Source organism: Rhodoferax sp. GW822-FHT04A08, assembly GCF_058801025.1.
In genome coordinates this window covers 291,841-310,868 of record NZ_JBXAMW010000004.1, presented here as the reverse complement: position 1 = coordinate 310,868, position 19,028 = coordinate 291,841, and the positions used below count along the sequence as shown (strand labels likewise).

General features: G+C 60.0%; 25 protein-coding genes. 10 read left to right on the top strand and 15 right to left on the bottom strand.

The window, feature by feature from the left end:
- Positions 1-2 precede the first annotated feature (2 nt).
- Complete coding sequence (gene cueR / locus AC1RMF_RS11130; protein WP_342621057.1) at positions 3-407, top strand: Cu(I)-responsive transcriptional regulator; 405 nt, start codon at positions 3-5, stop codon at positions 405-407.
- A gap of 17 nt (positions 408-424) precedes the next feature.
- Here the strand turns inward: cueR and AC1RMF_RS11125 are convergent, their stop codons facing one another.
- The 5 genes from AC1RMF_RS11125 to AC1RMF_RS11105 form a co-directional block, all read right to left on the bottom strand.
- Entirely contained in the window at positions 425-967 is a 543-nt protein-coding gene (locus AC1RMF_RS11125; RefSeq protein WP_342619963.1) for a carboxymuconolactone decarboxylase family protein, read from the bottom strand.
- Between the two features lie 2 nt (positions 968-969).
- Positions 970-1,764, bottom strand: coding sequence for an ABC transporter ATP-binding protein (locus AC1RMF_RS11120; RefSeq protein ID WP_493141501.1), 795 nt, complete (start codon positions 1,762-1,764; stop codon positions 970-972).
- A 1-nt stretch (position 1,765) separates the two neighbouring features.
- A complete protein-coding gene (locus tag AC1RMF_RS11115) occupies positions 1,766-2,602 on the bottom strand; it encodes an ABC transporter permease (protein ID WP_493141500.1) in 837 nt (278 codons plus the stop codon).
- 6 nt (positions 2,603-2,608) lie between these two features.
- Positions 2,609-3,532 carry an ABC transporter substrate-binding protein gene (locus AC1RMF_RS11110; protein WP_342621056.1) on the bottom strand — a complete coding sequence of 308 codons (924 nt, stop codon included), beginning with the start codon at positions 3,530-3,532 and terminating at the stop codon, positions 2,609-2,611.
- A gap of 209 nt (positions 3,533-3,741) precedes the next feature.
- On the bottom strand, positions 3,742-4,878 hold the full coding sequence (locus AC1RMF_RS11105; protein WP_493141499.1) for a patatin-like phospholipase family protein: 1,137 nt from the start codon (positions 4,876-4,878) through the stop codon (positions 3,742-3,744).
- Positions 4,879-5,036: 158 nt separating this feature from the next.
- Between AC1RMF_RS11105 and AC1RMF_RS11100 the strand changes: the two genes are divergently transcribed.
- Positions 5,037-5,681, top strand: coding sequence for an FMN-dependent NADH-azoreductase (locus AC1RMF_RS11100; RefSeq protein ID WP_342619959.1), 645 nt, complete (start codon positions 5,037-5,039; stop codon positions 5,679-5,681).
- Positions 5,682-5,756: 75 nt separating this feature from the next.
- Positions 5,757-6,080, top strand: a complete 324-nt coding sequence (locus AC1RMF_RS11095) for a rhodanese-like domain-containing protein (RefSeq protein WP_342619958.1) — start codon at positions 5,757-5,759, stop codon at positions 6,078-6,080.
- Positions 6,081-6,114: 34 nt separating this feature from the next.
- Here the strand turns inward: AC1RMF_RS11095 and ald are convergent, their stop codons facing one another.
- Entirely contained in the window at positions 6,115-7,227 is a 1,113-nt protein-coding gene (ald, locus tag AC1RMF_RS11090) for an alanine dehydrogenase (protein WP_493141498.1), read from the bottom strand.
- Positions 7,228-7,389: 162 nt separating this feature from the next.
- Between ald and AC1RMF_RS11085 the strand changes: the two genes are divergently transcribed.
- Positions 7,390-8,361: a GlxA family transcriptional regulator gene (locus AC1RMF_RS11085; RefSeq protein ID WP_493141497.1), complete on the top strand. Its 972-nt coding sequence runs from the start codon at positions 7,390-7,392 to the stop codon at positions 8,359-8,361.
- Between the two features lie 3 nt (positions 8,362-8,364).
- Here AC1RMF_RS11085 and AC1RMF_RS11080 read toward each other — a convergent pair whose 3' ends face one another.
- Both AC1RMF_RS11080 and AC1RMF_RS11075 read right to left on the bottom strand, forming a co-directional pair.
- On the bottom strand, positions 8,365-8,946 hold the full coding sequence (locus tag AC1RMF_RS11080) for a TMEM175 family protein (RefSeq protein ID WP_493141496.1): 582 nt from the start codon (positions 8,944-8,946) through the stop codon (positions 8,365-8,367).
- A complete protein-coding gene (locus tag AC1RMF_RS11075) occupies positions 8,943-9,596 on the bottom strand; it encodes a CDGSH iron-sulfur domain-containing protein (protein WP_342619954.1) in 654 nt (217 codons plus the stop codon). Before AC1RMF_RS11075 ends, AC1RMF_RS11080 begins: the two co-directional genes overlap by 4 nt.
- Before the next feature lie 136 nt (positions 9,597-9,732).
- Here AC1RMF_RS11075 and AC1RMF_RS11070 point away from each other — a divergent pair, with 136 nt between their 5' ends.
- The gene (locus AC1RMF_RS11070; RefSeq protein WP_493141495.1) at positions 9,733-10,833 is read left to right on the top strand and encodes a 3-deoxy-7-phosphoheptulonate synthase; all 1,101 of its coding nucleotides are present in this window, start codon (positions 9,733-9,735) and stop codon (positions 10,831-10,833) included.
- Positions 10,834-10,846: 13 nt separating this feature from the next.
- On the opposite strand, the gene AC1RMF_RS11065 is transcribed toward AC1RMF_RS11070, so the two are convergent.
- The 3 genes from AC1RMF_RS11065 to AC1RMF_RS11055 form a co-directional block, all read right to left on the bottom strand.
- Positions 10,847-12,007, bottom strand: coding sequence for a Gfo/Idh/MocA family protein (locus tag AC1RMF_RS11065; protein WP_493141494.1), 1,161 nt, complete (start codon positions 12,005-12,007; stop codon positions 10,847-10,849).
- A 70-nt stretch (positions 12,008-12,077) separates the two neighbouring features.
- Positions 12,078-12,332 carry a translation initiation factor IF-1 gene (gene infA, locus AC1RMF_RS11060; RefSeq protein WP_117179267.1) on the bottom strand — a complete coding sequence of 85 codons (255 nt, stop codon included), beginning with the start codon at positions 12,330-12,332 and terminating at the stop codon, positions 12,078-12,080.
- Between the two features lie 34 nt (positions 12,333-12,366).
- Complete coding sequence (locus AC1RMF_RS11055; RefSeq protein WP_493141493.1) at positions 12,367-12,594, bottom strand: hypothetical protein; 228 nt, start codon at positions 12,592-12,594, stop codon at positions 12,367-12,369.
- A 272-nt stretch (positions 12,595-12,866) separates the two neighbouring features.
- Between AC1RMF_RS11055 and AC1RMF_RS11050 the strand changes: the two genes are divergently transcribed.
- The gene (locus AC1RMF_RS11050) at positions 12,867-13,574 is read left to right on the top strand and encodes a glutamine amidotransferase-related protein (RefSeq protein ID WP_342619950.1); all 708 of its coding nucleotides are present in this window, start codon (positions 12,867-12,869) and stop codon (positions 13,572-13,574) included.
- Here the strand turns inward: AC1RMF_RS11050 and AC1RMF_RS11045 are convergent, their stop codons facing one another.
- Positions 13,575-14,063: a HugZ family pyridoxamine 5'-phosphate oxidase gene (locus AC1RMF_RS11045; RefSeq protein WP_493141492.1), complete on the bottom strand. Its 489-nt coding sequence runs from the start codon at positions 14,061-14,063 to the stop codon at positions 13,575-13,577.
- 293 nt (positions 14,064-14,356) lie between these two features.
- On the opposite strand from AC1RMF_RS11045, the gene AC1RMF_RS11040 reads away from it, so the two are divergent.
- From AC1RMF_RS11040 to AC1RMF_RS11030, 3 genes are all read left to right on the top strand, one after another.
- Positions 14,357-14,821 carry an Lrp/AsnC family transcriptional regulator gene (locus AC1RMF_RS11040; protein WP_342619948.1) on the top strand — a complete coding sequence of 155 codons (465 nt, stop codon included), beginning with the start codon at positions 14,357-14,359 and terminating at the stop codon, positions 14,819-14,821.
- The gene (locus tag AC1RMF_RS11035; RefSeq protein ID WP_493141491.1) at positions 14,822-15,571 is read left to right on the top strand and encodes an NRDE family protein; all 750 of its coding nucleotides are present in this window, start codon (positions 14,822-14,824) and stop codon (positions 15,569-15,571) included.
- 88 nt (positions 15,572-15,659) lie between these two features.
- Complete coding sequence (locus AC1RMF_RS11030; RefSeq protein WP_342619946.1) at positions 15,660-16,844, top strand: metallophosphoesterase; 1,185 nt, start codon at positions 15,660-15,662, stop codon at positions 16,842-16,844.
- A 6-nt stretch (positions 16,845-16,850) separates the two neighbouring features.
- On the opposite strand, the gene minE is transcribed toward AC1RMF_RS11030, so the two are convergent.
- The 3 genes from minE to minC are packed head-to-tail and all read right to left on the bottom strand — an operon-like array spanning position 16,851 to position 18,731.
- A complete protein-coding gene (gene minE / locus AC1RMF_RS11025; protein ID WP_342619945.1) occupies positions 16,851-17,111 on the bottom strand; it encodes a cell division topological specificity factor MinE in 261 nt (86 codons plus the stop codon).
- 3 nt (positions 17,112-17,114) lie between these two features.
- Complete coding sequence (gene minD, locus AC1RMF_RS11020) at positions 17,115-17,930, bottom strand: septum site-determining protein MinD (protein WP_342619944.1); 816 nt, start codon at positions 17,928-17,930, stop codon at positions 17,115-17,117.
- 30 nt (positions 17,931-17,960) lie between these two features.
- Positions 17,961-18,731, bottom strand: coding sequence for a septum site-determining protein MinC (gene minC / locus AC1RMF_RS11015; RefSeq protein ID WP_342621055.1), 771 nt, complete (start codon positions 18,729-18,731; stop codon positions 17,961-17,963).
- Between the two features lie 18 nt (positions 18,732-18,749).
- Here minC and AC1RMF_RS11010 point away from each other — a divergent pair, with 18 nt between their 5' ends.
- A complete protein-coding gene (locus tag AC1RMF_RS11010) occupies positions 18,750-18,974 on the top strand; it encodes a hypothetical protein (RefSeq protein ID WP_493141490.1) in 225 nt (74 codons plus the stop codon).
- The last annotated feature ends 54 nt before the right edge of the window (positions 18,975-19,028 follow it).

Genomic DNA, 19,028 nt, shown 5'->3' with positions numbered 1-19,028 from the left:
ACCTGAACATCGGCCAGGCGGCCAAGGCCTCGGGCGTATCGGCCAAGATGATTCGCCACTACGAAAGTGCAGGGCTGATCCCCGCGGCCTTGCGGTCGGATGCGGGCTACCGTCGATACGGCCCGGCCGATGTCCACACGCTGAAGTTTGTGCGCCATGCACGTGACCTGGGCTTTTCGCTGGTCGTCATCCGCGAGCTGGTGGGTCTGTGGCAGGACCGCGAGCGGCCCAGCCGCCAGGTCAAGGAACTGGCGCAGACGCATATCCGCGAACTGGAGCAAAAGGCCCACGAACTGCTAGCCATGAAAGCCGCCCTGGAAAAGCTGGTGCAGTGCTGCCATGGTGATGACCGGCCCGACTGCCCGATTCTGGAGACGCTGGCCAATGATGGCTCTCCCATAGGCTGAGCACCCGGGGTTGGCAATTACTCCGGCTGCACCTGCAGGGCCTCCAGGAAGCGCGACACCATGTTGTAGCTGGCAATTACGCCCACCAGTTCCACCAGCTGCTGCGTCGAGCCCAGACGCTGGCGTACCCGTTCAAAGCAGTCGTCGCTCACCTGCACCTGCCTGCACATCTCCAAGCTCAGTTCCAGCACAGCGCGCTCGATGGCATTGAAGTGCATCATGTCCCAGCTCGCCGCCTCGACATCGCGCAGAGACTCCAGTTGCTCCTGGGTGCCGCCCGCCGCCAGAAACTCCGGCGCATGCTGCAGCCACTCGTACTCCGCGCGGTTGATGACCGCCACTGCACAGATGGCGAGCTCACGCAGCTTGGGATCCAACGTGAGCGCATTGCGCACAGCTCCGAGAAAGGTGTTCCAGCCCACCGCGAACGCCGGGCTGTTGAGCAGCATGCGGTCCAGATTGAGCAGCGTGCCGCCGCGCCGCTTGCGGATGGCCTGCACCACCTCGGCCGGACCCAACTGCTCGTCGGGAACGGAAGGAATGCGCGGTTCGCGGTCCATGCTCAGTCCACGGCTGCAACCAGCTCGGCATTGTGGTGGCGCTGCTGCTCTTCCATCACCAGCTGCCCCAACTCGCGCTTGAGTGCGTTGAAGGGCGCAGAGGCCGGGTCGCGCAGGCGCGGCAGGTCCACCAGCATGTCGCGCTTGACCGTGCCGGGTCGGTAGGTCATCACCACGATGCGGTCGGCCAGGTAGATGGCTTCTTCGATGCTGTGGGTCACGAAGATCACGGTCTTGCCCAGCTCGGCCCAGATGCGCAGCAGCTCATCCTGCAAGTTGCGCCGGGTCAGTGCGTCGAGCGCACCGAAGGGTTCGTCCATCAGCATGATGGGAGAGTCCAGCGCCAGGATGCGGGCAATCGCCACGCGCTGGCGCATGCCGCCCGAGAGGTCCTTGGGGTAGCGCGTGCGAAAGTCCGACAGGCCCAGCTTGGCTAGTAGCGCCTGTACCGTCTCCTGGATCTGCTGGGCGCCCACGCCCTTGATCTCCAGACCGAAAGCGATATTCTTTTCCACGGTCATCCAGGGGAACAGGGCGTATTCCTGGAACACCATGCCGCGGTCGGGTCCGGGCCCGGTCACGACGGCGCCACCGGCGGTAATGGTTCCGCTGCTGGGCAACGAGAAGCCCGCAATGGCATTGAGCAGCGTGGACTTGCCGCAACCTGAAGGCCCTAGCAGGCAGACGAACTGGCCTTGTGGAATGTCGAGCTGGATGTCCTTGAGCGCCACCACTTCACGGTCCGCGGTGCTGAAGATCTTGTTGACGCCGTTCACGGCAATATGGGTTGCGCTCATCTCAGTGCTCCAGACCGCGGTGCCAGCGCAGCAAATAGTTGTTCAGCCGGTTGACGCCGATGTCGATGGCCAGCCCCAGCATGCCGATGGTGATCATGCCGGCGATGATCTTGTCGGACCAGAAGTACTCGCGCGCCTCCAGGATGCGAAAGCCCAGGCCGTTGTTCACCGCGATCATCTCGGAGACGATCACCACGATGAACGCAGTACCGATGCCGATGCGCACACCCGAGAGGATGTAGGGCACCGCCGCTGGCAGGATGACACGCAGGAACATGGTGCGCTGATTGGCACCCAGATTGCGCGCGGCACGCAGGTAGATGCCGTCCACGTGGCGCACGCCGGCGATGGTGTTGATCAGCACCGGGAAGAATGCGCCGATGGAGATCAGAAAAATGGCCGGCGGATTGCCCAGACCAAACCACAGAATGGCCAGCGGAATGTAGGCAATGGGCGGAATGGGCCGCAGCACCTGCGCCAGCGGGTTCAACCAGGCATACACCCGCGGGCTCGCGCCCATGACCAGGCCCAGCGGCAGCGCCAGTGCGGCGCCGACCAGAAAGCCCACAACCACCCGGTACATGCTGCCCAGGGCGTCCACAATCAGTTCGCCCGACAAGGCCCATGCCAGCCAGCTGCCACCCACTTCCGCAAACGGCTTGGCCGGCAGCAGATAGGCCACCCAACGGGTCACCACAGCCCAAGGTGAGGGCAGCACGTGCTCATTGGCCCAGCCCATGGAAGAAGCGGTTTGCCAGATGGCAATCAGCACGATGGGGACGATTACACCGGCGCCTATCTCGCGCCATTTGAATGTTTTGCTTGCTGAAGTGCTCATGGCGGCTTACTTCACTCCCAGGGACTTCTTGGCAGCTTCCAGCAGATCGGTCTTGACCCAGTCCTTGGCCACGGGCGGCTTTTCCATCTTGCCGATACCGTACTTGGCCATCAGGTCGGTGGAAATCTGGATGTGCTCGGGCGTGATGTCAAAGGTGTAGGGCGAGTTGTCGATGGCGTCGTTGAAATCGTCCTTGGTGATCTGGCCTTTGAACACAGTTTGCGTGACGTATTTTTCAGCAGTGGCCTTGCTGTCGATGAAGGTCTTGGTGGCCTCCACAAAGCAACGCATGAACTTCTCGGCCGTGGGGCGGTGTTCCTTGTAGAACTTCTCGCTCATCACCAGGGTACGCACGGGCTCGCCAATCGGGGTGTCGTAAGGCTTGATCACCTCCACGCCAAAGTTCTTGTTGAGCGCCTGGGAAGACTGGGGCTCAGTCTGCATGATGGCGTCCAGGTTCTTGCCCAGCAGCGCGGCGTTCAGATCGGGGTAGGAAAGATAGATGAGCTGTACGTCCTTGCCGGGCGCGTCCGAGGCGGTCAATCCGTTCTGGCCCAGCTCCACTGCCAACAGCAGCTCCTGGATGCTGCCGCGGGTCACACCGACCTTCTTGCCCTTGAGATCCTTGACCGATTTGATGCCCGCATCCGGACGCGCCACCAGACGTGCACCGCCCTTGGCAAAGCCGGCCACCACATAGACCGGCACACCCTTGGCGCGGCCGGAAATGGCCGCCTCGGAAGCCGTAGCACCCACGTCCAGCTCGCCGGCAATGATGGCCTGCATGATGTCCGGCCCCTTGGCAAAGGTACTTTCTTCCACCTTGATGCCGCACTTGGGCGCGATTTCCTTGATGTACGAAACAGCGGCGAAATGCGCCAGCTTGAGGTTGCCCAGGCGGATGACGTCATCGGCCGCGTGCGCGGACATGCTGCCAAGGGTTGCACAGGCCAGCAGGCCCAGAGTGAGGCGTTTGAACATGGTTTGTCTCCAATGGTTTGAACTCCCAGGCAGTCAGGCTGCCTGTTGATGCCGGATTGTGGAGCGCAGCCAGCCAATGCGCATCTGTAAAACTACGCATGGGGCCGCCAGAACGCGGCATCCCGGGCCGGCTCAACCAGGGCTAGGGCCTGTTCACACTATTTGTCATCGTCCTGGACCGGCACCCGCAGGTCGTCCAGGTAGTCACGTGCGATGTCGATGCTTGAGGCAACCCCCACGTGCACCAGTTTGCGCTCCAGCCAATGGCTGGCGCACCGCTGCCCCAGGTCACGCAGCTTGTAGATCAGGTCGGCACCGGTTTCGGATTTGGTGGACGCTGGGTAAGCGTCCAGCTCATGGCCCCCGTCGATGCGGTGCATCAGCACGTTCTTGTAGCGCTTGGGGTCCAGCTTGCCTTCGGCGAGCAGGCGCTTGACGAAATCGATGGCGCGCATTTCGGCAATCAGAGCCGAATTGAAGGTGATTTCGTTGAGGCGGTCCAGGATGTCGACCGAACTGGTGGGCAGCGCATTGCGTCGCAGCGGGTTGATCTGCACCAGCAACACGTCGGAGCTCTTGCATTCATACACCAGCGGGTGGATGGCAGGGTTGCCGGAATAGCCACCATCCCAGAAGTCCTCGCCTTCGATCTCCACCGCCCGGAAAACCGTGGGCAGGCAGGCCGACGCCATGACAGCCTTGGCCGTGAGCCGCCTGCCGGAAAAGACTTCTGCCTTGCCCGTACTGACCCGGGTGGCCACCACGAAGACCTTCAACTCGTCAAAGGCTGCCAGCCTTTCAAAGTCGATCTGCCGCTCCAGAAAGTCTTGCAACGGGTTGATGTCCAGCGGGTTGGTCTGGTAGGGCGAGAACGACTTGGCCCAGAAACCGGTCAGGGCGTCACTCACCATCTGACCCGGCGACTGATGACCGACCAGGGCAGAGAGGCCGCCAAACAGCAGGTCAAACGGCACACGCTGGGCATTGGAAATGGTGGATTGCAGGGCGCCCATGGCGATCACACCCTCCCAGAAATCATGCAGGGACGCCCGCGCCGACTCGCGCTTGTCAATCTGGGACTTGCCTTTTGCCTGCGCCAGACCGTGGGCCATAGCCACGGCGTTCATGGCACCGGCACTGGTACCGCTGATGCCCTCAAAGTCCAGCCGCCCGTCCTGCAGCAGGGTGTCCAGAACGCCCCAGGTAAAGGCGCCGTGGGAGCCCCCACCTTGCAGCGCCAGATTGATGGAGCGTTGTTCGGACGGTGTGGATAACGGAGTTTGCGAGTGGTTCATGGCTTCACTTATAGCGATTCTCAAATGCCGATTGTTGCTGAATAAGCAATGTGGCTGTGATTGGAATGCTATTTCTCCTTGGTTAAAGAAATTTTAAAGTCCAACCCATGGCCGCAGCAGACGCTTCGGCGACCCCCAAAACTGAAAGGACCTGCACCATGAAACTCTTGCACATTGACTCCAGCGTACTGGCTGACAACTCCGTTTCCCGCAAACTGACCGCGCAAATCGTGGCCGAGTGGAAATCCAACCATCCCCGCACCACGGTGGAATACCTGGACCTGGCCAGCCACGCCCCCAGCCACCTGTCGGCTGACTCCCTGGGCTTTCGCCTGCCTGCGGGCTCCAGCCTGACCGATGTGCAAAAGCACGAAAACGCTGTTTCTGAAGCCCTGGTGCAACAGTTCCTGGCTGCCGACGTGATCGTGGTGGGCGCTCCGCTCTACAACTTCTCCATCCCCAGCCAGCTCAAGGCATGGATTGACCGCGTGGCCCAAGTGGGACGCACCTTCAAGTACACCGAAAAGGGTCCGCAAGGCCTGGCCGGTGGCAAGGTGGTGATCGTGGCTTCCACCCGTGGTGGCCTGTATTCCACCAGCGAAGGTGGCCGCGCCATGGAACACCAGGAAAGCTATCTGCAGACCGTGTTTGGCTTCTTTGGCATCACCGACGTGCGCATCGTGCGTGCCGAAGGTCTGGCCATGGGTGAAGAGGGCAAGGCTCAGGCACTGGCCTCTGCCACCTCCGATATCAAGACGGCCACGGTAGCAGCCAACGCAGCTAACGCCGCACTGGCTGCCTGATAGCAGGCCAACCCGGGAGTGGGTGGGGCGGGGTATCTGGTACAAACCCCGTATTCCCCCACTTTCGGAGCGCGCATGTTGAATTTCAAAGTTGTTGTTGCCACCAGCTTGGGGCTGCTGGTAGCCCTTTCGGCCCTGGCCAAGGATGTGGTCATTGACGTACGCAGTGAGCAGGAGTTCCAGGCCGGCCACGTCGATGGTGCCCTCAATATTCCCCACACGGCGATTGGGCAGGACATTCTCAAGACCAAGGTGGCCAAGGATGACCACGTCATCCTGTACTGCCAGACCGGTCGACGCTCCGGCATTGCGCTGGAGACGCTCAAGGGCATCGGCTTTTCCAATGCCGAAAACTATGGCGGCATTGACCAGGCCAGGAAGCGGCTGCAAAAGCCTTGAACACCCGGCGTGACTGCACGCCGGATGGTGCTATTTACAGCAGGCTGTCCGCCGGTACGTAGGGCTTGCCCAAGGCCTGTGCCACGGCTTCATAAGTGACCTTGCCCTGTGCCACGTTCAGGCCGTTCTTCAGGTGGGCGTTGTCCTTGAGCGCCTGCTTCCAGCCCTTGTTGGCCAGTGCCACGGCGTGCCCAATGGTGGCGTTGTTGAGCGCAAACGTGGAAGTGCGGGCAACGGCGCCGGGCATGTTGGCCACGCAGTAGTGCACCACACCGTCCACCACGAAGGTGGGCTCAGCATGGGTGGTGGCGTGCGAGGTCTCGAAGCAGCCGCCCTGGTCAATCGCCACGTCCACCAGCACAGCGCCTTTCTTCATCCGGGCAATCATGGCTTTGGTCACCAGCTTGGGGGCCGCAGCACCGGGGATCAGCACGCCACCGATCACCAGGTCGGCATCCAGCACGGCTTCTTCCACGCTTTGCACATTGGAGTAGATGGTGCTGATACGGTTGCCAAAGACCAGGTCGAGCTGGCGCAGGCGGTCCACGTTCTTGTCCAGCACGGTGACCTTGGCACCCAAGCCCACAGCCATCTGTAGCGCATGCGTTCCCACCACGCCAGCGCCCAGGATCACGCAGTGCGCAGCGGGCACGCCGGGCACGCCACCCAGCAGCACGCCCATGCCGCCCTTGGATTTTTCCAGGTGGGCGGCACCGGCCTGTATCGACATGCGTCCGGCCACCTCGCTCATGGGCGCCAGCAGGGGCAAGCCGCCGCCGGGGCCGGTGATGGTTTCGTAAGCGATGCAGATGGCGCCTGACTTGATCAGTGCGTCGGTCTGTTCGGGATCCGGCGCCAGGTGCAGATAGGTATAGAGGATCTGGCCGGGGCGCAGCATGGCGCATTCCTGCGGCTGGGGTTCCTTGACCTTGACGATCATTTCGGATTTCTCAAACACCTCGGCGGCACTGGCTGCCAGCGTGGCACCGGCTGCCAGGTACTGGTCATCGGACAGGCCGATGGCGGCACCCGCCCCAGCTTGCACCAGGACCGAATGGCCGTGGGAGGTGAGTTCGCGCACGCTGGCCGGCGTCAGGCCGACACGGTATTCGTGGTTCTTGATTTCCTTGGGTAGACCGATGCGCATGGAGTGCTCCTGAGTGGTTTGTTATGAAGAGCGCAGTGTGCGCAGCAGCCATGTGCTTTGCCAATCAGCATGAATGAGATTCGCAGAGTATTCACATGGCTAATACTTTGTCGCGGCCCGCTAAAAGCATGTCCACAGCGGATAGACGACGACCCGCATTGCATGGCCTACTACGCCCCCATGAGTCGCCACGTCTTTGATTTCCTGTTGCTGCCGGAGTTTTCGTTCATCGGCTTTGCTGCGCTGGTGGAGCCGCTACGCATTGCCAACCGCTACAAGCCCGGTGCCTATGCCTGGCGCATGGTGTCAGTCGACGGCTTGCCCGTGACGGCCAGCAACGGCATTGACTTGCACCCCGAAGCACGGCTGGATGACGTCAGCAACGCCAGCGTGGTGTTTGCCATCGCCAGCTTCAATCCGCTGAACCGCTACACGCGCGAAATAGGTCGCCAGCTGCGCCAGCGGGTGCAGCAGGGCCAGCGCCTGGGTGCCATTGATACCGGTTGCTTTGTGCTGGCCGAAGCGGGGCTGCTGCAGGGCGAGAACATCACACTGCATTGGGAAGCGGTACCGGCATTCCAGGAGCGCTATCCGCTCATCCATGTGCAGGGCGAGGTGCGCTTTACGTTGTCACCGCGGCTGATGACGTCAGCGGGCGCCATGGCCAGCATCGACATGATGCTGGAGGTGATCAGCCGGGACCATGGCAATGCCTTGGCGCTGCAGGTTTCCGAGCAACTGGTCAGCGGCTGGGTACGCAACCGGGCGGACCACCAGCGGCTGCAGATCTCGGCGCGCTACAAGGTGCACAACGCCAAGGTGGTGCAGGTGATCGAGTGCATGGAGCAGCACCTGGAAAGCCCCTTGTCCAGCGACGATCTGGCCGCGCAGGTGCATGTCACCCGGCGCCAGCTGGAGCGGCTGTTCCAGGAGCATCTGCATGTGAGCCCGGTACAGCTGTATTTGCGGCTGCGGCTGGAGCGCGCGCGGCATCTGCTGCGCCAGACCAGCATGGGTGTGATCGAGGTGGGCCTGGCCTGTGGCTTTGCTTCCGCATCCGCTTTTTCACGCGCTTACCGACGCGAACACGGCATCGCACCCAAGGACGATCGCAAGGAAACGCTGCACAAATAGCGGCTATTCAGGCGCGATCTTTTTTTCGATGCGCCGGTCCGGGATCAGCCAGATGAGGGCCACGGCCAGAATCAGCACGCCCGCAAGCAGGGGCAGACCCAACAGGGCCAAGGGGACGGCCGACAGGTAGAAGGCCATCGATATCTTGCCCTTGAGATCGTGACCCACGGCCTGCGACAGCAGGGATTCGGAGCCATGGGCCTTGATGATGCACACCTGCAACAGGGTGTAGCTGATCGCACACATGAGCAGGTCTGCCGCATACAGGGCCATGGGCGTGGCGGCGAAGTGGTTCTCTCCGACCCAGGCCGTGGCAAAGGGCATCAGGGACAGCCAGAACAACAGATTGAGATTGGCCCAGAGGATCCCGCCATTCACATGTCGGGTGGCGTGCAACAGGTGGTGGTGGTTGTTCCAGTAAATGCCCACATTCACAAAACTCAGGACGTAGCTCAGGACGATGGGCCACAGGGGCTGCAGGTCCGCAAGCTCTTCGCCGTGCGGCACCTTGATCTCCAGCACCATGATGGTGATGATGATGGCAATCACGCCGTCGCTGAAGGCCTCCAGCCGGTTCTTGTTCATGTTGCTTGGAATCCGGCGGCCTTGTGGCTGCCATCGCAATAGGGTTTGTTCTGGCTATGGCCGCAGCGGCATAGGTAGGTCTCACCCACCTTGTTGCAGGTGCGTCCCGTGCCGGTCACCACCTCCAGATTGCCCACCACACGCAAGGGGCCGTTGGGTGTGGGCTGCACATCCAGTGGCCCATTGCGCTGGGCCAGCGGCTCAAAGGCTGCCGTGGCCGGCTCACCCGATGCAACGAATCCGGCGGCCACATGGCTGCCATCGCAGAACGGCTTGTTGGCCGACTGGCCGCAGCGGCACAGCGTGGCGCGCGGAACGCTTTGAACTTCTCCCTGTATCTGCAACTCCGCCTCAAACGCCAGCGGCCCGTTTTCCCGCAGGCGCACCGTGTTGACAATGGGTGCCGCGTTCGAGTGCGGCATGGCTCCCGCGGTGGGCACATTGCGCAGGACCGAGATGGCGCCCGACGGGCAGCTCTGGCCGATGCGGATCAACTCCTCCACCGGTTGCGCGTCCGGGTGAATCCATTCACCCACCACATTGGGAACAAACACATCCGGATGCGAAAGTACGCAGTTGCGCGAGTGGATGCACTTGTGCGCATCGAAATGGATGGTTGCTTCTTTTCCGACGACGACTTCCATGGCCATGTGGAACTCCTTTGCGCAGTGACGGGTGCCCCGCAGTGCCGGAATTCTAGGCCGCGATTGGGGTGAAAATCGGGGCATGGCCTAATTGCCTGTCCGCCGTGCCGTCTTTCCATCCCACCACCTTTCCACCCAGCCTATGACCTCCGCCGTATCCGCCCCACTCACTACCCATGACACCACCCGTATTGACGACGTGCGTATCGGTGCGGTACGTCCGCTCATCACTCCTGCGCTGCTGGAAGAAAGGCTGCCAGCCCCGCCAGCGGCCCAATCCCTGGTGGAAACCAGCCGGGCCGCCATCTCCAAGGTACTGCATGGTGCCGATGACCGGCTGATCGTGGTGGTGGGCCCGTGCTCGATCCACGACCATGCGCAGGCAATGGAATACGCACGCCAGCTGAAAACCCACGCGGACCGTCTACAGCAGGATTTGCTGGTGGTCATGCGGGTGTACTTCGAGAAGCCGCGTACCACGGTGGGCTGGAAGGGCTATATCAACGACCCGCATCTGGACGGCAGCTTTGCCATCAATGAAGGGCTGGAAATGGCCAGACGCCTGATGCTGGACATTCTGGAACTGGGTTTGCCGATTGCCACCGAATTCCTGGACTTGCTGAGTCCACAGTTCATCAGCGAACTGGTGAGCTGGGGCGCCATTGGCGCGCGCACCACCGAAAGCCAGAGCCACCGACAGCTGGCCAGCGGACTGTCCTGCCCGGTGGGCTTCAAGAACGGAACCGACGGCGGCATCAAGGTGGCCAGCGACGCCATCCAGGCAGCGCAGGCGGCGCACGCGTTCATGGGCATGACCAAGATGGGGCAGGTTGCCATTTTCGAAACGCGCGGCAACCAGGACTGCCACGTGATCCTGCGCGGCGGCAAGCAGACCAACTACAGCAAGACCGATGTGGATGCAGCCTGCGCGCTGCTCAAGAGTGCCGGACTGCGGGAGCAGGTGATGATCGATGTCAGCCACGCCAACAGCAGCAAACAGCACCAGCGCCAGATCACCGTGGCCGCTGATGTGGCGGCCCAGATTGCGGCAGGCGACCAGCGCATCACCGGCATCATGATCGAGAGCCATCTCGAAGAAGGCCGCCAGGACATCGTCTCCGGCCAAGCCCTGAAATACGGCGTGTCGGTCACCGACGCCTGCATCAGCATGGCGCAAACGGTGCCGGTGCTGGAACAACTGGCCGAGGCGGTGCGCACCCGCCGCGGCATCAAACCGGCCTGAGAATCACTTTCGGCTAGACCGCGGTCCAGGCACCGTCGTTCGTGCTGGAACGGATCACGGCGTCCACAAAGCGGATGCCGGACAGCCCATCGGCTGCGTTCGGGAAATGGGTGGACAACGGATTCACAATCTGGCCCGCGCGGCGTGCGGCAATGGCCTCCGCTGCATCCGAGTAGATATTGGCAAACGCCTCGTGAAAGCCTTCCGGATGGCCTGCGACGATGCGCGAGGCATGCGCCGACAGTGGCAAGGTGCCAGGTCCATTGGGGGTTCGGATTTGCGCCGGAACACCCATGGGTTTGAAGCTCAGCAATTGGGGCTGTTCCTGCTGCCATTCCAGCGTTCCGAGTGAGCCGCTGATGCGGATGCGCAAGGCGTTTTCCACCCCGGCCGCGGCCTGGGTCACCCAGAAGCTGCCGCGCGCGCCATTGTCGAGCCGCAGCAAGGCACCGGCATAGTCGTGGGTTACACGCGAAGGCACGATGGTTCCGACTTCTGCAGCCACTTGCGCCACTTCCAGCCCCGTGATGAAGCGCAGCAGGTTGTGGGCGTGGGTGCCAATGTCACCCATGACCAGCGACGGACCACCGCGCGTCGCGTCATCTTTCCACGGCGAACGGGACGGGCCGGCCTTGGCGCGGCCACCTTGCACATATTCCACCTGCACCAGCCGGATATCCCCCAACTGGCCATCGGCCACCATGGCGCGCGCCTGGCGCACCATGGGATAGCCGGTGTAGTTGTGGGTCAGGCAGAACACCCGACCACTGCTGTGCACACGCTCCTGCAGAGCTTGCGCCTCCTGCAAGGTGTTGGTCATGGGCTTGTCGCAAATCACATCCAGCCCGGCATCCAGCGCCGCCATGGAAAAGCGGAAGTGGCTGTCGTTGGGTGTCATGATGGCCACCACGTCGGCACCATCGTTGCGTGTGGCCTCGGCAGCGATGAGGGCATCACCATCGGCATAACAACGGTCAGGCGCCAGACCCAGTTCGCGCCCGGCCTGCACGGATTTTTCGGGGTTGGATGACAGACACGCGGCCACCAGCTCGTAGCGGTCGTCCAGGCGCGCTGCCTGGCGATGCATGGCACCAATGAATGAACCGGGGCCACCACCAATGACGGCCAGGCGCAGACGCCGGCCCAACAGGGAGATCACAGGGTTCAAGGACATGGACGACAACCTTTCTGCGGCAAGATCTGGGCAAAAAAAAAGCCGCTCGAAGAGCGGCCGTTTGTGGTGTTTACTGAGGACGGCGCGGCGTCATCGGCCCGCGGCCTTCAATGTGGCGGAAATTGATGCGCCCCTTGCTCAAGTCGTAAGGAGAAAGCTCCAGCGACACGCGGTCTCCGGCCAGGATGCGGATGTGGTTCTTGCGCATCTTTCCGGCGGAGTAGGCGATCAGTTGGTGACCGTTGTCCAGGGTGACGCGAAAGCGGGTGTCCGGCAACACTTCGTTGACAACGCCCATCATTTCAATCAGTTCTTCTTTAGCCATGGTTTTATCCTTAAGCCCTCGATTATCGTTTGATTTATTGCAAACGGGTAGTCTGGTGTACCCATTCGATGCCTTGAGCCAACGCATAGCGGGCTGCCGCATCGTGGGTGGAGAAGTCATCGCAGAAGCGCATGACGCGGTCCGTGGACGCGCTGCCGCGTCCGCTGGCAATGGAAACCTGGGCGGCAAAACGTCCGCCGGCCAGTTCCTGGGGGCAAGCCGCTACGCGGTATTTGCCGATGGTGACCGGTGAAGGTCGCATGAAATTATTGTTATGAATCATTAAAAATACAAAGGCACGTGTCACTGGCAGGGACGGTGTGCAGAAAAAAGGGGAGAAAACCGCAGTGCCGTGAGAGTGCTGGAGCGGGACGCTGAAAACTGCTGAACGGACGACCACCTCTGCCGGGGGCCGGTGCAGCGTTGCGTGTGATTGATTGCCTGGTTGGCAAACCGCAGATATGCACAGTCTGTTCGCTTGGAGCGACCCGCTAATGTAACACAATTACTAAAACAGGGGGAAAATACGCAGCCATGAAACTCTGCATTCTCGAAAACGACGATCTGGCACCAGAGGCCACACAGAAATACCACGGCTATGGCTCCATGGTCGAACGCGTATTCCGCGAAGCCGGTGCCAAGGACTGGCAGTTCGAGGTATTCCATACCCCTGTCTTTGAATACCCAGCATCCTTTGATGGCTATGACGCCGTCCTGCTGACCGGCAGCAAGGCTGACTCGTTTTCCGACGAACCATGGGTAGTGGAACTGCGCAAGCGTGTCAGTGAACTACTGGAACAGAAGAAGAAACTGCTGGGCATCTGCTTTGGCCACCAGCTGATTGCCATCTGCCTGGGCGCCAAGGTGGGCAGGGCGCCGCAAGGCTGGGGCGTAGGACGCATGTCCTATGACTGGCATGCTGCCGATTTGCTGAGCGCCCCTGAAGACAACAAGCTGTCCCTGCTGGTAAGCCACCGGGACCAGGTATTTGAACTGCCTGAAAACGCCATCCTGTTGGCCAGCAATGCGCACTGCCCCGTGGCGGGCTACGCGGTAGGCGAAGAGGTGTTCTGCGTGCAGGGCCACCCTGAATTTGTCGAAGAGTACAGTGCCTTTCTGATGGGCAGACGCCGCGAAGCACTGGGCGAGGATCTCTATACCAGCGCAGTCAAAAGCCTGGAGCATGGCCACGACGGACTGGACGTGACGCGCATGATGATTGCCTTTGTTGAGGGCAAATAGTCAGCCGGGGTTGCGCAGAACCTGCTCGATTTCCGCTGCGTCAATGGAGCGCGCGGCACCAAAGCCTGCTACCTGGCGTGCGCCACCCACGGCGATGGCAACAAATCGGAAGTCCCCCAACCGCGTCATGAATTCCACATCGGGAAAACGCGCCAGATAGGCCGCACGTGCGCTGGCCCAGGCGGGCGTATCCACCTCCAGGACAGAGGCCTGACCTTCCAAAGTGACCCGTGGCAAAGCGTGTACCGGTTCATCGGGGATTTCGGCCTGCATGACCATGACGGAGACTTGTGGCGTTGCTTGCAGATTGCGTGCGTGTGCCGCAAGACCACTCACATGGATCACCAGACACCCGGCTGCTGCATCGATGGCAAAAGGCACCATGGACACAAAGGCACGGCCATCCTCCCCCAAGGTGCCCAGCGCAGCCACACGATGGGTATTCAACAAGGTGCGCAAAGCGGTAGTCAGTCGGGGTTCGTGGGTCATGGTGCGATGTGGTTATGCAGAGGCAAGCGCTGGTTATAGCGGAAGCTGGCACCTGGTTGCACTCCAAATGACAAACCCCCGGAACAGGTGCTGCGCCGGGGGTTGCATTTGCAATGCCAACCCTTGTGAGGTGGGGCTGCGCAAGCTTGGCTTGTGGCCGGTCTTGCTTTGTGCTGTGGATTACAGATGCATCCAGTGTATGGGAGGGGGCTAGGCAGGCTATTGCGTTGTTGCCTCCATATTGTTATTTTTTGGCATAAACTGCCAATATTCAATTAATTGTGGCAAACAATATGACGCTTGACCGCTATGACCGGCAAATTCTGGAAATCCTGCAGACCGATGGCCGCATCAACAACCAGGATCTTGCGGACCGTATCGGCCTGTCGCCTTCACCATGCCTGCGGCGGGTACGGGTACTGGAGGAGTCTGGATTGATCATGGGCTACCGGGCCCTGTTGGACGCGCGCAAGCTGGGCCTGTCGCTGATGGCCCTGGTACATATCTCCATGGACCGGCATACGCCGGAGCGTTTTGCCAATTTCGAAGCTTCCGTCTCGGTGCTGCCCGAGGTACTGGAATGTCTGCTGATCACCGGACAGGACGCCGACTACCAGCTCAAAGTTGCCGTGCGCGATATGGACCATTACCAGACGCTGCTACTGGAAAAGCTCACACGCATTACCGGGGTGACGGGCGTACATTCCAGCTTTGTACTGCGCCGTGTCGTAGACAAGACCGCATTGGCAGTTAATTGAATGTGCCTGATCGCCTGGAACTGGCAACCCGACAGCGAAACGCCCTTGCTGCTGCTCGGCAATCGTGACGAATACTTTGCACGTCCGGCACTGCCACTGCATTGCTGGCAGGACGCCGAGGTTCTGGCTGGCAAGGACTTGCAAGCCGGTGGAACCTGGCTCGGCATTGGCCGGGGCGGTCGTCTGGCTGCGCTGACCAACTACCGCCTTCCGGTGGTGGACTCTGCCCCGAAGCCATCGCGTGGCATGTTGACGACCCAATTTCTGCAAAGCAATAGCAGTGCAAGGACCTATCTGGAGGCGCTGGCTCAGCAGGGCGCCTACAACCCATTCAACTTGCTGTTGTGGGATGGTGAAGAACTGCTGGGCCTAGAGAGCCGCAATCAGCGAATAGTGACCTTGAAGCCCGGAATCAGTGCGGTATCGAATGCAGACTTTGATACGCCCTGGCCCAAACTGCTTCGCCTCAAATCAGCGTTGCAGCAGCAATGCAAGCAAGGCCAAACCACGGTAGAGGGCCTGTTGCCCCTGTTGCAGGATCGCAGCAAGGCTGCCTACGCCGAACTGCCTGACACCGGTGTACCCAGAGAAATAGAGCACATGCTGTCTGCAGCCTTTGTATCTTCGGCAGCGTACGGCACGCGAGCCAGCAGCATTTTGGCGCTGAACAGGCAAAGATCCTTCTTCTTTGAGCAAACCTACGGGGCCCAGGGCGCGCTGACAGCAACGAAACATTTCTTCACCATATAAATCGCCTTCTGGGCTTGAACCGGCCTGAATCCGCGTCATCTGGAAGTGTGTTCTTCATGTCGCCAGCCAACAGCTGGCGATTGTTCCTATGGCTTTTGCCCCTCTTTTTGCCTTTTCCCTGATCGTGCACGCATTGGTTGGCTGGCGCCTGGTACCTGATTTGGCGCAGTACTCGGTATATGCGGGATTTGCCTTTTCTCTGTGGTTGGTCCTTTCCACGGCACTGATGCCCATGGGCCTGGTGGCACAGCGGCTTGCACCAGAGCCCTGGGGCCACAGGCTGACCTGGATCGGGATGGTCTGCATGGGAGTTTTCTCCAGCCTGTTTGCCCTGATGGTCGTACGCGAGGTAGTACTGCTGTTTGCAACCATGCTGCAGTGGATGAACCCGGGTCTTTTGAATCTGATGGCACTGCGGGAAGTTACCGTCGTGCTGATTCCAATTGTTTCCATCGCAATTCTGGCAGTGGGCTACTGGAATGCCCGACGTACGGCCGCGGTGGTTTCAGTGGATGTACCGGTTAACAATTTGCCCGAAGCGCTGGTGGGATTTCGCATAGCGCAGATCAGTGACATACATGTGGGTCCGACTATCAAGGAGGCGTATCTGCAACGCATAGTCCATCGCGTCAATCGGTTGCAGGCCGACGTGGTGGCCATTACCGGCGATCTAGTGGACGGACCCGTTCAACAACTGGCGTCGCTGGTGGAACCCTTGCGCGGTCTACATTCCACATACGGCAGCTTCTTTGTCACCGGCAATCACGAGTACTACTCGGGTGCCCATGCATGGATCAATGCCTTGCGCATGCTGGGTGTCACTGTATTGATGAATGAACACGTAGTGATTGACCACGGCCTTGGCAGCAACACACATGCATCTGCATCCCTGGTTCTTGCCGGCGTGACGGACTACAGTGCCCACCACTTCGATACCAGCCATCAAAGTGACCCACACAAGGCCATTGCCAATGCACCTACCGATGCAGGATTCAAGCTGTTGCTGGCACACCAACCGCGTAGCGCCGATGCTGCGGCAAAGGCTGGATTTGACCTGCAACTCAGCGGACACACCCATGGCGGTCAATTCTGGCCGTGGCCACACTTCATACGGCTGCAGCAGCCCTTCACTGCGGGACTGCAAAAGCTGCGCAACATGTGGATCTATACCAGCCGCGGAACCGGGTACTGGGGACCACCCATGCGCCTGGGTGCCCCTTCCGAGATAACCTTGCTACGGCTGATTCGTGAGCAGGACGCAAATCCTGCCTGAGGCAGGCTAGCGGGCGTCCGGCAATTCGATCTTGACTTCCAGAACTTCCAGATTGTCCTGACGCTCGAGATTGACCTTGATATCGTCGGGATTGATCTTGATGTATTTGCTGATCACTGCCACCAGGTCACGCTGCAAGTCCGGCAGATAGTCCGGTGTTGCGGCGCTGCGGCCACTGCGCTCGTGCGCCAGAATGATCTGCAAACGCTCCTTGGCCACACCGGCTGTTTTCTTTTTTTCGCCCAGCAGAAAGGAAAGAAACGACATGGTTTATTTTCCCCCGAACAGGCGTTTGAGCAAGCCCTGTTTGGGTGCGTCGATGAAACGCATGGGTTTGTCTTCGCCGAGGAAACGAGATATCACGTCCTTGTAGGCTTCCGAAACATCGCTGCCCTGCATATGCACGGCCGGCACGCCCTGGTTGGACGCTTGCAGCACCGATTCGCTCTCGGGAATCACGCCAATCAGCGGTATGCGCAAGATGTCCTTGATGTCGTCAAGCGAAAGCATCTGGCCCTGGTCCACGCGGGAGGGGTTGTACCGCGTGATGAGCAAATGTTCCTTGATCGGTTCACCACCTTCCATGGCACGCTTGGTCTTGCTCGACAACATGCCCAGAATGCGATCAGAGTCGCGCACAGAAGAGACTTCCGGGTTGGTCACCACCAGTGCCTCATCCGCGAAGTGCATGGCCATCAGAGCCCCGGTTTCAATGCCGGCAGGGGAGTCACACACAATGTACTCAAAGCCCATGGCCGCCAGATCGGCAAGAATTTTTTCCACACCGTCCTGCGTCAGTGCGTCCTTGTCACGTGTTTGCGATGCAGCCAGCACAAACAGGTTTTCACATTGCTTGTCCTTGATCAGGGCCTGGTTGAGATTGGCTTCACCATGGATCACGTTGATCAGGTCGTACACCACACGGCGCTCACAACCCATGATCAGGTCCAGATTGCGCAGGCCCACATCGAAGTCAATCACTGCGGTCTTGTGCCCGCGCAATGCCAGGCCGGTTGCAAAACTGGCGCTGGTCGTGGTCTTGCCAACGCCACCCTTGCCAGAAGTCACCACAATGATTTTTGCCATTTCGGGTTTCTTTCCAGTATTAAATTCAAATCAACTTTTGAGCGGTTCGAAGAGCAATTTGTCTTGTCCGCCTTCGCTTGAGAGCCGCACCTGAGCCGGCTTGCCTGCCACATTTTCGGGCAAAGGCGATTCACTGGTGCGATACACACCAGCGATGGAGATCAGCTCCGGCTCCAGACACAGCGAAAAAATGCGTGCCCCCGTGTTTCCACGGGCACCTGCCATGGCCTTGCCGCGCAGGGGTGCATACACATGGATATTGCCATCAGCCACCACTTCTCCGCCTTGGTTAACCATGGCCAACACCACCAGGTCGGCGCCCCTGGCATAGATCTTCTGACCAGAACGCACCGGCTTGTCGATGACCATGGTGCCGGGTCCTGGCACTTCACGCACCACGGTTTCTATGGCTTGGGGAGTGCTTTTTGTCGCCTGTTTTGACTTGATGACCTCCATCGGCGCTTGCACCAATCCCGATTGCAACAGAGTTTGCGTCCAAGATTGCGGTTCACCCCTGAAGGCCACGGGGACCAAGCGGCAGGAGCGCAAAGCCTGCACCAGCTTCGATATATCGACGTAATCCAGGTCTCTGCGCAAGGCTGAAAAGTCCAGTACCACCGGATCATTGTCGAAAAAATCCGGGCTTTCACCCCCCGCTCCAAACTGCTTGCTGACATCGGCGACCACAGTGTTCCAGACCTCGGTTTTGATGAACAAGGCGACCAGGGATAACTGGGCGCTCTTGATTTCAAAACTTGAGGTATTGGGCTGGGAATTTGTGCCTGAAGGCTTGACGGTCATGAAGGTGAAACAAAGCCTGTGGCTGCAACAAAACAGGCCAAATCTTACTTGATCGTGGGCCGGCAAAGCGAAGCTATGCACAACAACATTTTTGTTTTTTTGAGTGCCTGGTTTCCTGTCTTCTTATCTTCTTTTATTAGATACAGAGTAGTAGTCGTAGATAGAGCAAACGCTGTTTGTGTGGACAAGCCATTTTTCTGGATTGAAATCATGGGCTTAGCTACTTTTGAAGCATGTTGGTGAGTCTGCGTTCGAGGTGTACCCGCAGACTGGATAACTCGGGGCATTCTGTCCATC